This window comes from Mesorhizobium sp. M7A.F.Ca.ET.027.03.2.1, from assembly GCF_003999175.1.
Taxonomy (GTDB): domain Bacteria; phylum Pseudomonadota; class Alphaproteobacteria; order Rhizobiales; family Rhizobiaceae; genus Mesorhizobium.
Genome location: NZ_RZOM01001402.1, coordinates 1 through 1,227, shown reverse-complemented (window position 1 = coordinate 1,227; position 1,227 = coordinate 1). Strand labels below are relative to the sequence as shown.

Sequence of the window (1,227 nt, the reverse complement as noted above, 5' to 3'; positions counted from 1 at the left end):
CCGGCATGCATCAACTGGGCGGCGATGCGTTCGGCGCCGTTACGGGCGGTGAACGGGTCGGTGAGGCCCGGCCAGGCGATGCGCTCGCCGCTGCGCGACAACAGTTCGGCCATGGCCAGCGCCAGCACCAGCGCGCGCGATTGCTTGGAAACGCTGGCGCCGGTCGATTTGTATAGCATCGACGGCGAGGGGTCGGCCCACAGCCAGACCGTATGGGCGGCTTCCCATTCGCGGTCGCGCACATAGGTGTGGTCGTCGCGGGCCGAGCGGCGCCAGTCGATGCGCGAGGAATCACCCTCGACATAGGGCCGGAACTGCCAGAAATTTTCACCGATGCCGCGCTTGCGGCGGCCATGCCAGCCGGCGATCACGGTGTTGACGATGCGGCGCGCTTCGACCAGCAGGTCTGGCACAAGCGAGGCCCGCAACCGGCCACGGGCGAGCGCGTCGCGCGTCGCTGCCGGAGCCTGGACCTCGCCGATGCGCTGCATCAAATTCCTTTCACGAGTTTCGCCACCACGTCACGCACGCCGGTGCCTTCGGCGCGGGCGGCGAAGGTCAGCGCCATACGATGCTGCAGCACTGGCTCGGCCAGCGCACGGACGTCGTCAACCGAGGGCGCCAGCCGTCCGTCGTAAAGCGCGCGCGCCCTTGTGCACAGCATCAGCGCCTGGCTGGCGCGCGGGCCGGGACCCCAGGCGACGTTCTTGTCGGTCTCGGCATTGCCTTGGCCGGGACGCGCCGAGCGCACCAGCGTCAGGATCGCCTCGACGACGCTTTCAGGCACCGGCATGCGGCGGATCAGCGTCTGGATCTCCTTCAGCCGCACCGGCTGCAGCACGTTTTGCGCTTTCGCGTCCTCGATGCCGGTGGTTTCCAGAAGGATGCGGCGCTCTGCCTCGATCTCGGGATAGAGGATATCCACCTGCATCAGGAAGCGGTCAAGCTGGGCCTCGGGCAACGGATAGGTGCCTTCCTGCTCCAGCGGGTTTTGGGTTGCCAGCACGTGGAAGGGCGCCGGCAGGTCATGGCGGGCGCCGGCAATGGTGACGTGGTATTCCTGCATGGCCTGCAGCAGGGCCGACTGGGTACGCGGCGACGCGCGGTTGATCTCGTCGGCCATCAGCAACTGGGCGAAGATCGGCCCGGAGATGAAGCGGAAGGAGCGTTTGCCGGTTTCGTCCTGCTCCATCACTTCGGAGCCGAGGATATCGGACGGCATCAGGT

General features: G+C 67.3%; 2 protein-coding genes. Both read right to left on the bottom strand.

The window, feature by feature from the left end:
- Positions 1–491, bottom strand: a 491-nt coding sequence (locus tag EN750_RS35050; RefSeq protein WP_145968225.1) for a DUF58 domain-containing protein, incomplete at its 3' end; no start/stop codon positions are given.
- Positions 491–1,227 (bottom strand): MoxR family ATPase (locus tag EN750_RS35045; protein WP_145968224.1); only part of this gene is annotated, 737 nt, incomplete at its 5' end. The genes EN750_RS35045 and EN750_RS35050, both read right to left, overlap by 1 nt.